14 protein-coding genes are annotated in these 12216 nt (G+C 65.3%); 8 read left to right on the top strand and 6 right to left on the bottom strand.

All coding sequences use genetic code 11. The features are described from left to right. Nucleotides 1-36 precede the first annotated feature (36 nt). From blaSGM to EGM87_RS04220, 4 genes are all read right to left on the bottom strand, one after another. Nucleotides 37-954 (bottom strand): SGM family class A beta-lactamase, encoded by a 918-nt coding sequence (blaSGM, locus tag EGM87_RS04235; RefSeq protein WP_410483111.1) that lies wholly within the window; start codon nt 952-954, stop codon nt 37-39. 14 nt (nt 955-968) lie between these two features. Then, nucleotides 969-1304: a 2Fe-2S iron-sulfur cluster-binding protein gene (locus EGM87_RS04230; protein ID WP_025549833.1), complete on the bottom strand. Its 336-nt coding sequence runs from the start codon at nt 1302-1304 to the stop codon at nt 969-971. A gap of 69 nt (nt 1305-1373) precedes the next feature. Continuing rightward, nucleotides 1374-2462 (bottom strand): cysteine desulfurase family protein, encoded by a 1089-nt coding sequence (locus tag EGM87_RS04225; RefSeq protein WP_253719140.1) that lies wholly within the window; start codon nt 2460-2462, stop codon nt 1374-1376. After that, the gene (locus tag EGM87_RS04220) at nt 2459-3505 is read right to left on the bottom strand and encodes a cysteine desulfurase family protein (RefSeq protein WP_061940060.1); all 1047 of its coding nucleotides are present in this window, start codon (nt 3503-3505) and stop codon (nt 2459-2461) included. The genes EGM87_RS04225 and EGM87_RS04220 overlap by 4 nt, the downstream gene beginning before the upstream one ends. A gap of 147 nt (nt 3506-3652) precedes the next feature. Here EGM87_RS04220 and EGM87_RS04215 point away from each other — a divergent pair, with 147 nt between their 5' ends. Both EGM87_RS04215 and EGM87_RS04210 read left to right on the top strand, forming a co-directional pair. Then, complete coding sequence (locus EGM87_RS04215; protein ID WP_013040443.1) at nt 3653-4309, top strand: alpha/beta hydrolase; 657 nt, start codon at nt 3653-3655, stop codon at nt 4307-4309. Between the two features lie 162 nt (nt 4310-4471). Next, nucleotides 4472-5557: an HPP family protein gene (locus tag EGM87_RS04210; protein WP_137709769.1), complete on the top strand. Its 1086-nt coding sequence runs from the start codon at nt 4472-4474 to the stop codon at nt 5555-5557. Here EGM87_RS04210 and EGM87_RS04205 read toward each other — a convergent pair. After that, a complete protein-coding gene (locus tag EGM87_RS04205; protein ID WP_025549837.1) occupies nt 5554-5748 on the bottom strand; it encodes a hypothetical protein in 195 nt (64 codons plus the stop codon). The two genes, EGM87_RS04210 and EGM87_RS04205, sit on opposite strands and share 4 nt — an antisense overlap. A 102-nt stretch (nt 5749-5850) precedes the next feature. Here EGM87_RS04205 and rpiB point away from each other — a divergent pair, with 102 nt between their 5' ends. The 4 genes from rpiB (at nt 5851) to EGM87_RS04185 (ending at nt 9225) form a co-directional block, all read left to right on the top strand. After that, entirely contained in the window at nt 5851-6288 is a 438-nt protein-coding gene (gene rpiB / locus EGM87_RS04200) for a ribose 5-phosphate isomerase B (protein ID WP_137709770.1), read from the top strand. A gap of 12 nt (nt 6289-6300) precedes the next feature. Further along, nucleotides 6301-7620: a serine hydroxymethyltransferase gene (glyA, locus tag EGM87_RS04195; RefSeq protein ID WP_137709771.1), complete on the top strand. Its 1320-nt coding sequence runs from the start codon at nt 6301-6303 to the stop codon at nt 7618-7620. A 6-nt stretch (nt 7621-7626) separates the two neighbouring features. Beyond that, the gene (nrdR, locus tag EGM87_RS04190; protein WP_013040447.1) at nt 7627-8088 is read left to right on the top strand and encodes a transcriptional regulator NrdR; all 462 of its coding nucleotides are present in this window, start codon (nt 7627-7629) and stop codon (nt 8086-8088) included. Between the two features lie 81 nt (nt 8089-8169). Next, the gene (locus tag EGM87_RS04185) at nt 8170-9225 is read left to right on the top strand and encodes a TrmH family RNA methyltransferase (RefSeq protein WP_137709772.1); all 1056 of its coding nucleotides are present in this window, start codon (nt 8170-8172) and stop codon (nt 9223-9225) included. Nucleotides 9226-9269: 44 nt separating this feature from the next. Here the strand turns inward: EGM87_RS04185 and EGM87_RS04180 are convergent, their stop codons facing one another. After that, on the bottom strand, nt 9270-9566 hold the full coding sequence (locus EGM87_RS04180) for a chorismate mutase (protein WP_025549840.1): 297 nt from the start codon (nt 9564-9566) through the stop codon (nt 9270-9272). A 182-nt stretch (nt 9567-9748) separates the two neighbouring features. On the opposite strand from EGM87_RS04180, the gene rpsD reads away from it, so the two are divergent. Beyond that, the gene (gene rpsD / locus EGM87_RS04175) at nt 9749-10363 is read left to right on the top strand and encodes a 30S ribosomal protein S4 (protein WP_137709773.1); all 615 of its coding nucleotides are present in this window, start codon (nt 9749-9751) and stop codon (nt 10361-10363) included. A gap of 135 nt (nt 10364-10498) precedes the next feature. After that, entirely contained in the window at nt 10499-12145 is a 1647-nt protein-coding gene (locus tag EGM87_RS04170; protein ID WP_137709774.1) for a M28 family metallopeptidase, read from the top strand. The last annotated feature ends 71 nt before the right edge of the window (nt 12146-12216 follow it).

The following is a 12216-nucleotide window of genomic DNA, read 5'->3' as shown; positions in this document are numbered from 1 at the left end:
CCAGAAGAGCGCCCTATTCCCAGCAAGGTCGCGGCTTTATTCCAGCCCCGTCTTCTGCGCCTTCCCGACGAAATCCAGCGCCGCGCGGGCGGTTTCGGCTATGGCGGCTTCGGCGGCCCTGGCGTCGATGGTCGGGCGGTCGAGATAGATGGCGAGGATATATTCCTCGCCTGACGGGGCCTTTACAAGCGCCACGTCATTATAGGCGGTGCCGCAGCTTCCGGTCTTGCTGCCCGATGTCCAGCCCTTGGGCAGGCCCGCCTTGATCCGGTTGGCGCCGGTTGTGCTGGCATTGAGCCAGCCGCGCAGCTTTTCGGCGCTTTCCGGCGCGAGGTCGCGGAAGATCAGGCGGCCCATCAGGCCGGCCATGGCGGCAGGGCTGGTGGTGTCGCGCTCGTCGCCCTCGACATTCTCGTTGAGCGAGGGCTCATTGCGGTCGAGCCGCGTCACCATGTCGCCATGGGCGCGGATGAAGCGGGTCAGGCCCTCCGGCCCGCCGACCATCGGCAGCAGCAGGTTGGCGGCGCTGTTGTCGCTGACCTCCACGGCCGCCGCCGCCAGTTCCTCCATCGACATGCGGCCGCGCTTCACATTCTTCCTGACGACCGGGGCATAGTCCAGGAGATCGGACCTGGTGAAGCTGATCTGCCCCTCCAACCCGAACTTGCCGCCTTCCGCGCCGGTCAGCACGGCGGCGGCGAGCGGGGCCTTGAAGGTCGAACACATGGCGAAGCGCTCGTCCCGGTTGAAGCCCAGCATCAAAGCGCCCTTGCTGTCGACCAGCGCGACGCCCAGCCGGCCGCCGGTCGCGCTCTCTATCTCCTTGGGATTGCGCACGGATGCCAAAGCGGATTCGCTCACCATGTAGCGGGGCGCTGGCGGCAGGAGCGAAGGTCGCGGCGCCTCCTGCTGCGCGAAAGCCGGCGCGGCGAGCAGCAGGGCCGCAAGGATCAGGCGCTTCGACAAGCCTACATCCCCTGCATATTATAGGATTCGCCCGGAATGCGGACCGTCAGGCTGTCCAGCTTTTCGTCCAGCACGATCTGGCAGGACAGGCGGCTGGTTCGGGTCGCGGCGGCGGCAAGGTCCAGCATGTCCTCCTCATCCTCGCTCGCCCGCTTCAGCTTCGGGAAGTCGGCGGCATCGACGATGACATGGCAGGTGGAGCAGGCCATCTGCCCCTCGCAGGTTCCCTCGAGCGGCTGGCCCGCTGCCTGCGCGACCTCCAGCAACACGGCGCCTGTCGGCGCTTCGACCTCCTGCTTATGCTCTCCATCGGCGCTGATGAAGACGACCCTGGTCATGATATGCGTTCCCCGCTCTCTGTTGCCGCATGATGCGAAAAACGGTTTTCCGCTCTTTCGCACGACGCTTCATGGCGCCCATATTTGGGCTGCCCTGTTCATTGCCTCCGCCGCATCCCCCAATTCGGCCAGTGTCGTGTACCGGCCGAAGCCGATCCGCACCGATCCGCGCGCCTCCGCGTCTGAAAGGCCGAGTGCGCGCAGCACATGGCTAGGCCGCCCGGACCCACTTGCGCAAGCGCTGCCGAGCGAAAAAGCGACATCGCGGCATTCCGACAACAACCGCGCCCCGTCGACTCCTGCCCTTCGGAGGTTCAGATTGCCATGATAGCGCAAATCCTCGCTGCCGTTGACCGTCCATTGGGAGAAGAGGCCACGGGCGGCGCTCCAGAGCGCTTCCACATGCAGGCGGTCGCTTTCCGCCCGTTCGCGCATCAGCCGGGCGGCGGCCCCGAAACCCGCGCACAGGGCCGGCGAAAGGGTGCCCGAACGCAGGCCGCCCTCCTGGCCGCCGCCGTGGATGATCGGCGTGAGAGTCACGTCTTCGCGCAGCCAGAGCGCCCCGATGCCTTTCGGCCCATGGATCTTGTGGGCGCTGATCGCGATCATGTCGCAGCGGGGCGCGATGGGCACGCGGCCATAGCCCTGCACGGCGTCGCAGAGGAACAGCGCGCCTGCCCTGTGCGCAAGGTCGGCCAGCTCCGCAACAGGCTGGATGACGCCGATCTCGTTATTGACCAGCATGGCCGCGACGAGCGCCGTGCCGGGACGGATCGCCCTGGCGGCTTCTTCAAGGTCGACGATCCCGTCGGGACCGACCGGCAGGATCGTGACGTCCCGGCCCGCCCGGCGCAGCGCGTCGACCGTGTCGAGGACGGCGGCATGTTCGGTGGCGATGGTGACGATGCCGCCCGGCGGAGCGCCCTGGATCGCCATGTTGAGCGCCTCGGTCGCGCCGGAGGTGAAGATCAGGCGGCCGCCATCGGGCAGCAGCTTCAGGATTTCCGAGCGGGCAAGATCGACCTGCGCGGTGGCGGCGCGGCCCAGCCGGTGGGCGCTGTGCGGATTGGCGAACTGGTCGCGGAGCAGGGGGACCATCGCATCGAAGGCTTCGGGCGCAAGAGGCGTCGTCGCCTGATAATCGAGATAGATCGTCACCGGGCCCGCCCCGCCATCCGGGTCCAGGCCGCGGCGAAGCGATCCAGATCCTTCTCGCTCGTATCCGGGCCGAAGCTGACCCGGACGACTTCGCCCGCCCGCGCATCGTCCCAGCCCATGGCATGGAGGACATGGCTGGTCTTGAGCGAACCTGAAGAACAGGCGCTGCCGGCGGAAACGGAAATGCCGGCGAGGTCGAACTGGATAAGCTGGGCGCGGGCGGAAAGGCCGGGCATGCGGTAGCTGGCGATGGTAGGGATGCGCGGGGCATTGCGGGCGACGATCTCTCCGCCGGCCGCTTCGATGGCGGCGTCGAGCCGCGCGCGAAGGATCGCGGCTTTGGAAAGCCAGTCCGTGCGCGCGTCGAGCGCCGCCGCCATGGCGAGGATGGCGGGCAGGTTTTCGGTGCCGGGGCGATAGCCCTGCTCCTGGCCGCCGCTCGGGCGGATCAGCGCAAGATCCTTGATCAGAAGCGCGCCCGTGCCCGGAGGACCGCCGAATTTATGCGCGCTGATTGCGATCATGTCGGCATCCGGGAGGGGGAGTTTGCCTGCACTCTGGGCGCAGTCCGCGAAAAGGACGGCACCCTTGCGGTCTATCGCGTCGAGAGGCTGGATGACCCCGGTTTCGTTGTTGACATGCTGGATGGCAAGGATGGTCTCATGCCCCTCCTCCTCGCAAAGAGGGGAAGTACCAAGGAGAAGGCCATTTGCGTCCACCTGAAGCCGCTCGGCCTGGGGCGTGACGCGCAGGACCGAATCATGTTCGACGGGAGAGGTCAGGATGCGGTCAAAGCTGGCGCGGCCCAGCGCGATGGCGATGGCTTCGCTCGCGCCGGAGGTGAAGATGATCTGCCCGCCCCATCCCAGCGCCGCGCCGATGCGCCGCCGGGCATCCTCCAGCAGGGCGCGGGCGGCGCGGCCGTCGCCATGGGGGCTGGACGGGTTGGACCAGTTCTCCATCGCCTCGACCATCGCTGCCCTTGCCTGGGGCAGGATCGGCGTGGTGGCGGCGTGATCCAGATAGAGACGGTCGGAAGCCACGGATTTGGGAAGACTCATTGATTGCGGAAATGGTGGCGACTTCTATATAGGCGGTCTGTCGCGCAGCGCCAGCACTGGCTGCTGCGCCCTCTCCATTCGCGGCTCGCCCGGTTTCGGGTTGGGCCGCCCAGAACCATAACAGGTGCCATGCCCGACGTTATTTTCCCCGGACCCGAAGGTCGCCTCGAAGGCCGCTTCAGCCCGCCGCCCCGCCCCCGCGCGCCCGTCGCGATGATCCTGCATCCGCACCCGCAGGGCGGCGGCACGATGAACGACCGGATCACCCAGGCGCTCTACAAGACCTTCGTGCGGCGCGGCTTCGCCACCTTGCGCTTCAACTTCCGGGGCGTCGGGCGCAGCCAGGGCACGTTCGACAACGGCATTGGCGAACTGTCGGATGCCGCCGCCGCGCTCGACTGGGTGCAGAGCTTCCATCCGGAGGCGCAGACGACCTGGATCGCCGGTTTCTCCTTCGGTGCGTGGATCGGCATGCAGCTTTTGATGCGCCGTCCGGAAATCCGGGGCTTCATCTCGGTGGCGCCGCCGGCTAACATGTATGACTTCTCTTTCCTGGCGCCCTGCCCCTCCTCCGGCATCATCGTGCAGGGGACGGCGGACGAGGTCGTGACGGCAAGCGCCGTGCAGAAGCTGGTGGACAAGCTGCGCACGCAGAAGGGCATCACCATCCACCATGACGAAATCCGTGGCGCGAACCATTTTTTCGAGCATGAACTGGACCAGCTCATGAAGTCGGTCGACAATTATCTCGACATGCGCCTGTCGCCGGATTCTCCGATCCGATAAGGCGATTGCCGCTGTTCGAGGTGGAGGGGCTGCTGCGGCGGCCCCTTTTCTTTTTGGCCCATCGTACATGGTCCTCCCGCAAGGGAATGGAAGCTGCGGTTGAGGCGGCTGAGGAATTTTGCGCTTGGCCCGTCGGCATGCGGGCTTTAGCGGCAGCGCCCCATGACCGATCCGAAGAACGACGTCCGCCTGATCTGGAGCCGCTATTACAGCGCCTTCGTCCCCGCTCCCGCCGGTCCCGGCTTCCTGGACCGGCTGAAGGCGGCGAGCGGCGCCATTGGCGGCATCGCCGTTACGGGGCTGCTCTGCGGACTGATGCTGGGAAACGGGATCGCCCATCCACTGCTGGTCGCCCCCATGGGCGCATCGGCGGTGCTGCTTTTTGCCGTGCCCGCCAGTCCACTGGCCCAGCCCTGGCCGGTATTGGGCGGCAATATCATATCGGCACTGGTCGGAGTCATGGTGGTCCGGCTGATCCCCGATCCCACCATCGCTGCCGCGCTGGCGGTAGGCTGCGCGATCGGCGCCATGTCGGTGCTGCGCTGCCTCCACCCGCCCGGAGGCGCCGTCGCCCTCTCCGCCGTACTGGGCGCGACGCATGGCGCGCCGAGCTATATGTTCGCGATCGTGCCTGTCGGCGTGAACACGGCGCTGCTCGTGACCGTCGCAATCCTCTTTCACCGGCTGGCCGGGCACAGCTATCCCCATGTCGCGGCCAAGGCGGCGACCACCCATGGCACCAGCGACCCCGCGCCGATCCTGCGCACGCCGTCCGAACAGGACGTGGAGGAAGCGCTGAACGCCTATGGCGACAGGCTGGACGTGAATGCGGCCGACTTGCAGGCGGTGCTGCACGATGCGGAAATGCGGGCGGCCGAGCGGGCGCATGGCAGGCTGACGTGCGGCGAGATCATGTCGCGCGATGTCGTCACCGTGCGGGCGGGCCAGCCGGTGGCCGCGGCGCGGCAATTGCTGCACGAGCGGCGGCTGCTATCGCTTCCCGTGCTGGACGATGCCGGCCGGGTTCAGGGCGTGGTGGGCCCGCTGGATCTGGCGAGAGAAGGCGGGCGGGTGCAGGACATCGCGTCCGAGCCCTATATCGTGCATGCGGACACGCCGGTGGCGGCTTTGCTGCGGCCATTGACCAGCGGTGCCCGGCGGGAGGCGATCGTGGTCGATGACGATCGGCGGCTATGCGGACTAGTTACCCAGACCGACCTGCTGACGGCGGTGGCCTTTCGCGCCTAGCGGGCGTTTTCCAGCACCGGCAGGTCCGGCCCGGGAATCGCGGAGATGGCGACATTGCCGAACATCACCAGTCCTGCGAGGATCATCAGCGTGCCCCGTTTGCGGTCGCCCTTCTTCACGATGGCGTAGGCGCCGCCGCCGGTCAGCGCCATGCCTGCGAGCATCAATATGGATAAAATCGTGCCAGCCATGAAGCAGGCCATAGGTCGGCCGGTGGACTGTGGCAATATCGCGGCGCTGCCCCTATGAGGCGCGGGAACGAATCACCTTTTGCGTGAGTGGACAACCTTATCGTGAAAATCGCCATCGCTTCCGACCATGCCGCCGTCGATCTGAAGGCGGAACTTGCCGACTGGCTGCGCGGCGAAGGGCATGATGTCGACGATCTGGGTCCAGCGACTGCAGACCGCGTGGATTATCCCGATTTCGGTTATAAGCTGGCGAAGGCGGTGGCATCCGGCGCCGCCGAACGCGGCATTGCGCTCTGCGGATCGGGCATCGGCATTTCCATCGCCGTGAACCGCAACCCCGCCTGCCGCTGCGCTCTGGTGTCGGAGCCGTTGTCGGCCGCGCTCAGCCGCGAGCATAATGATGCCAATGTCCTCGCCATGGGCGCGCGCCTGACCGGCGTCGACATGGCCAAGGCCTGCGTCTCCGCCTTCCTTTCCACCGATTTCGGCGGTGGCCGCCATGCCGGCCGCGTTGAAAAGCTCTCCCATCCCGCGCTTTAAGGAGCCTGCCCTATGAGCACCGCTACCCTCACCCAGCCCGGCCTGTCGGACATCCGCTCCGAAGGCTATTTCACGCGCAGCCTGGCCGATGCCGATCCGGCGGTGTTCGCGGGCGTCACCAGGGAATTGAAGCGCGAGCAGAACCAGATCGAGCTGATCGCTTCGGAAAATATCGTATCCAAGGCGGTGCTGGAGGCGCAGGGTTCGGTCTTCACCAACAAATATGCCGAAGGCTATCCCGGCAAGCGCTATTATCAGGGCTGCGCCCCGTCGGACGAGGTCGAGCAGCTGGCCATCGACCGCGCGAAGGAAATCTTCAACTGCGGCTTCGTCAATGTGCAGCCCCATTCGGGCGCGCAGGCGAACGGCGCGGTGATGCTGGCGCTGACCAAGCCGGGCGACACCATCATGGGCCTGTCACTCGACGCCGGCGGTCACCTGACCCATGGCGCGAAGCCCGCGCTGTCGGGCAAATGGTATAATGCCGTGCAATATGGCGTGCGCGAGGATACGCACCTCATCGATTATGACGCGCTGGAGGCGCAGGCGATCGAAGCAAAGCCCACGCTGATCATCGCGGGCGGTTCGGCCTATCCCCGCCACCTCGACTTCGCCCGCTTCCGCGCGATCGCGGACAAGGTCGGCGCGCTGCTGATGGTGGACATGGCGCATTTTGCCGGGCTGGTGGCTGGCGGAGCGCATCCGACGCCCTTTGGCCATGCCCATGTCGTGACCACCACCACGCACAAGACCCTGCGCGGTCCGCGGGGCGGCATGATCCTGACCGATGACGAGGCCATTGCGAAGAAGATCAATTCGGCAGTGTTCCCCGGCCTTCAGGGCGGGCCGCTGATGCATGTGATCGCGGCGAAGGCGGTTGCCTTCGGCGAGGCGCTGCGTCCTGAATTCAGGACCTATGCGCAGGCGATCGTCACCAATGCAAAGGCGCTGGCTTCGAAGCTGGAGCAGCGCGGCCTCGCGGTGGTTTCCGGCGGCACCGACACGCATCTCGCCCTGATCGACCTGCGCCCCTACGGCATTTCGGGCAAGGATGCGGACGAGGCGCTGGAACGCAGCTTCATCACCTGCAACAAGAATGGCGTGCCGGGCGATCCGCTGCCGCCGACCAAGACCAGCGGTATTCGGGTTGGTTCCCCTGCAGGAACGACGCGCGGGTTCGGCGTTGCGGAGTTCGAGGCCATTGGCGACATGATCGCGGATGTTCTGGAGGGGCTGCGCGATCATGGCGAGCATGGCGACGCAGCCGTGGAAGCCAATGTGCGCGACCGCGTCTCCGCCCTCTGCGCCCGTTTCCCGATCTACGAAGGGTAAGCGCCCTTGCGTTGCCCCTTCTGCGCCCATGACGACAGCCAGGTGAAGGACAGCCGCCCGACGGAGGATGGCGCCGCCATCCGCCGCCGGCGTCAGTGCGAAGCCTGCGGCGCGCGCTTCACCACCTTCGAACGGATACAGCTCCGCGACATCTGGGTGGTGAAGAGCGAGGGGCGCAAGGAAGCCTTCGACCGGGACAAGCTGGCGCGCTCCATCGGCATCGCCTGCCGGAAGCGGCCGATCGATCCCAGTCGGTTGGAGAAGCTGATCTCCGGCATCCAGCGGCAGTTGGAGACGTCAGGCGACGGCGAAGTTCCAGCGCGGGCGATTGGGGAAATGGTGATGGAGGGGCTGAAACGCCTCGACAGCGTTGCCTATATCCGCTTCGCCAGCGTGTACAAGGACTTCACCGATGCTCGGGATTTCGAGGATTTCGCCTCCACGGTGAAGGAGGTCGGGAGTGATTGAGGGCTCTCATGCCTCCCTCAACCTCCGTTCGTCCTGAGTAGACATTGAGCCTGTCGAAATGGCGTATCGAGGGACCATGCCGTGACATTCCACGCCTATATGCTGCGCTGTTCGGACGGCAGCTATTATCTGGGGCACACGGATAATCTGGAAAGCCGCATCGCTCAGCATCAAGCTGGCGAAATTGCAGGATATACGCAAAACCGACGGCCAGTGTCTCTGGTCTGGCAACAGGATTTCGGAACTCGCGAAGAAGCACTGTCCGCTGAGCAGCAGGTCAAAGGCTGGTCGCGGAAGAAAAAGGAAGCGCTGATCGCTGGCGACTGGGACATGATCAGTCTGCTCGCACGCAAGTCCTTCGATACGGGGCTTCGACAAGCTCAGCCCCTACCCAGGACGAACGGTAACATGGAAAAAATTACGCCCCTCACCCCCGTCATCGTGCTCGTCCGCCCGCAACTTGGCGAGAATATCGGTAAGGCGGCGCGGGCCATGCTGAATTTCGGCCTGACCGAGATGCGGCTGGTGTCGCCCCGCGACGGCTGGCCCAATCCGGATGCCGGGCCGTCTGCGGCGGGCGCCGATGTGGTGCTGGACAAGGCGGAAGTGTTCGAATCGCTGGCCGACGCCGTGGCCGATTGCGCGCATGTCTATGCGACGACCGTGCGCAAGCGCGGCGTGACCAAGCCGGTGGTGACGCCCGAAGAGGCGGCGCGGGAGGTCCACGCTGCTGCCGGTCGCTCCGCCTATGTGTTCGGGCCTGAGCGGTCGGGACTGGAGACAGAGGATGTGGCGCTGGCGCGGAAAATCCTGACGGTGCCGATCAATCCGGAATTCGGATCGCTCAATCTGGCGCAGGCGGTGATCCTGTGCGCCTATGAATGGTCGAAGCAGGCCTCCCTGGAGCAGCCGACGGTGGTCGATCTGGGCGAACCGGCGCCGCAGTCGGAACTGGAAGGAATGATCGCGCAGTTCGAGAATCTGCTGGAAGGCGCAGGCTATTTCTTCCCGCTGGACCGTGCGCCCGCAACCAAGCGGACCTTGCGGAACCTGCTGACCAAGCCGGGCTGGAACCATCTGGAGGTGCGAACTTTGCGCGGAGTGTTGTCCGCATTGGGCAATCCACGGTCGCGCTGAAGGCTGCGCGCAACCCGTTCCTGCCAAGGCAGGCGCAGGTCACATCAAGCGTTTCGTCGATCGAACTCAGTCATCTCATACGCGATCGAGGCTTCGACCAACTGGTCCCACAGCTTCGCGATCGCCTCCCCGGGCAGGCCCAGCCGTTCCGCTTCGGCGCGTGCATTTGCAATGACTTCCGCCTTGCGCGTTTCGTCACGGACCGCGCCACGCTCCGGCTTGATGCGGGCGGCGGCGCGCATATGGGCGAAACGCTGGGCGAGAAGGGCGACAAGCTGGCGGTCGAGTTCGTCCACGCCTGCGCGGACTTCGGCCATGGTCGTGTAGCTTTCGGGGTTCATGGCCCGCTCACCTAAGCCGGGAACACCGGCCTGTCGAGGGTTGACATGCCCCCCGCCCTTCGTCATAGGCGCCGCTTCGCGATTGGCTCCGCATCCCGGTGAAGCGGTGGCCCTGCCCCTGAAATATGGATCGCAGGCGATACCGGGGACAACGTTATAAGCAATTGTCTTAGGAATATATCATGTCGAAGCGTTCAAGCGCCAAGTACAAACTCGACCGCCGCATGGGCGAGAACATCTGGGGCCGCCCGAAGAGCCCGGTCAACAAGCGTGAATATGGCCCCGGCCAGCATGGCCAGCGCCGCAAGGGCAAGATGTCCGACTATGGCATTCAGCTCCGCGCCAAGCAGAAGCTGAAGGGCTATTATGGCGACGTCACCGAAAAGCAGTTCAAGAAGGCCTATATCGAAGCCGCCCGTCTGAAGGGCGACACCGGCCAGAACCTGATCGGCCTGCTGGAGCGCCGCCTTGACGCCGTCGTCTATCGCGCCAAGTTCGCTCCGACCATTTGGTCGGCCCGTCAGCTCGTGTCGCATGGCCACATCTATGTGAACGGCGTGAAGTGCAACATCGCGTCGCGTCTGGTGAAGCCGGGCGATGAGATCACGCTGGGCAAGAAGGCGCAGGAAATGGCGCTCGTCCTGGAGGCTCAGGGCCTGCCCGAGCGCGACATTCCCGACTATGTCGTCGGGGACGGCGCTGCCAAGGTCACCTATGTCCGCGTACCGACGCTGGACGAAGTGCCCTATCCGGTGAAGATGGAACCCAATCTGGTCGTCGAATTCTATTCGCGCTGATCCGGTTTCGCTTCCGGCGAGACATTCAGGAAGGCGGTCCTTCGGGGCCGCCTTTTTTGTTTGTCCGCTCGGCTTGTTTGATGCCCGGCCAACTGGCATCAACGGAGCATTCGCAGTCTTTTCAAAGGCCTTGCCATGCGCGTGCTTTTCCTGACCTCTCTCATCGCCCTCGCCAGCGGGAGCGCGGCGATCGCCGCTTCGACCGACGGCGGTCCTTCGATCGATACGATGAAGGAGGTCGTGAAGGAGATTTCCTCGGACGCCTATGAAGGACGCGCGCCCGGGACGGCGGGGGAGGAGAAGACCCTTGCCTATCTGGTGCAGCGTTTCGAGGCGCTGGGGCTGAAGCCCGGCAACAAGGGAAGCTGGTTCCAGGACGTGCCGCTGGTCGAGATCGACGCGAAGAATGTGTCGCCGCTCCGCTTCACCGGCGGCAAGACGGCGGTTTCGGCCAGTTACGGTCCTGAGATGGTGATCGCCACCTACCGCACCGGCCAGCCGCATATCGAGGTGAAGGACAGTCCGGTCGTCTTTGTCGGCTATGGCATCCACGCGCCGGAGAAAAAGTGGAACGACTATGCCGGCGTCGATGTGAAGGGCAAGACGGTCCTCATCCTGGTGAACGATCCGGATTACCAGACGCCCACGCTCCGCGGCCCGTTCAACGGGCGGGCAATGACCTATTATGGCCGCTGGACCTACAAGTTCGAGGAAGCGGCGCGGCAGGGCGCGGCGGCGGCGATCATCGTGCACGACACGGTGCCGGCCGCCTATGGCTGGAATGTCGTGCAGTCGAGCTGGACCGGCGCGCAACATGTCGCGGACAGCGCCAATGGCAATGCGGACCAGTCGGCGGCCATCGGCTGGATGCAGAAGGACAAGGCCGCGGCGCTGGTGGCGAGCGCGGGCCTCAATCTCGACGCGCTGACGGCGGCGGCGAAGAAGCGCGGGTTCAAGGCGGTCCCGCTGAAGGGCGTGAAGGCCAGCGTCTCCTTCGACAACGCCATTCGCAGGCATAGTTCGAAGAATGTCGTCGCCCTCCTTCCCGGCAGGACGCGGCCTGACGAATATGTGCTCTATGCCGCGCATTGGGACCATCTGGGCCATTGCGAGGCGGCCCCAGACGGCGACGACATCTGCAACGGCGCGATCGACAATGCCACGGGAACGGCGGCGCTGGTCGCGCTGGCGGAGGCGAATGTGAAGGCTGGGGCGACGGATCGCAGCCAGGTCTTTCTCGCGGTGACGGCGGAGGAGTCGGGCCTGCTGGGATCGGCCTATTATGGCAACCATCCCGTCTTTCCGCTTAGCCGGACCGTGGGCGGCGTCAACATGGACGCACTCAGCATGGCGGGCCCTGCGAAGAATGTCGTGGTGATCGGCAAGGGCAAGTCGCAGCTTGACGCCTATCTCGACCGCGCGCTGGCGGCGCAGAAGCGGGTCGCCAGCCTGGAGCCGACCCCGGAGAAAGGCTTTTACTACCGCTCAGACCATTTCAGCTTCGCCAAGCATGGCGTGCCGATGCTCTATTTCGAAGGGGGGCAGGATCTGGTGAAGGGCGGGCCCGCCGCGGGGGCAAAGGCGGCCAAGGACTATGAAGAGCATCGCTATCACGGCCCCAAGGATGAATATGATCCCAAATGGGACTGGAGTGGAGTGAAGGCGGACCTGAAGCTCTATTATGATGTGGGGCGGGCCCTGGCGAACACGACCGACTGGCCGAATTGGATGCCGGGCGACGAGTTCCGGGCGATCCGCGACAGGAGCCGGGCGACGAAATGACGGGTTTCCGCCATTTCGGGCAAAATCCTGCGCCGAAGTTCACACCATATGCGCGCGCGCGCCTGCGCGCG

This window comes from Sphingobium sp. RSMS, assembly GCF_005406185.4.
In the GTDB taxonomy this organism is placed as follows: domain Bacteria; phylum Pseudomonadota; class Alphaproteobacteria; order Sphingomonadales; family Sphingomonadaceae; genus Sphingobium; species Sphingobium fuliginis.
Note: the sequence above shows the minus strand (reverse complement) of the source record. Positions and strands in the feature narration are given on the sequence as shown.

Bases quoted from the DNA above. Each gene is read 5' to 3' on its own strand.
- EGM87_RS04230 (WP_025549833.1), bottom strand. From the start codon at position 1,304: ATGACCAGGGTCGTCTTCATCAGCGCCGATGGAGAGCATAAGCAGGAG.
- EGM87_RS04215 (WP_013040443.1), top strand. From the start codon at position 3,653: ATGCCCGACGTTATTTTCCCCGGACCCGAAGGTCGCCTCGAAGGCCGC.
- EGM87_RS04210 (WP_137709769.1), top strand. From the start codon at position 4,472: ATGACCGATCCGAAGAACGACGTCCGCCTGATCTGGAGCCGCTATTAC.
- EGM87_RS04205 (WP_025549837.1), bottom strand. From the start codon at position 5,748: ATGGCTGGCACGATTTTATCCATATTGATGCTCGCAGGCATGGCGCTG.
- glyA (WP_137709771.1), top strand. From the start codon at position 6,301: ATGAGCACCGCTACCCTCACCCAGCCCGGCCTGTCGGACATCCGCTCC.
- EGM87_RS04180 (WP_025549840.1), bottom strand. From the start codon at position 9,566: ATGAACCCCGAAAGCTACACGACCATGGCCGAAGTCCGCGCAGGCGTG.
- rpsD (WP_137709773.1), top strand. From the start codon at position 9,749: ATGTCGAAGCGTTCAAGCGCCAAGTACAAACTCGACCGCCGCATGGGC.
- EGM87_RS04170 (WP_137709774.1), top strand. From the start codon at position 10,499: ATGCGCGTGCTTTTCCTGACCTCTCTCATCGCCCTCGCCAGCGGGAGC.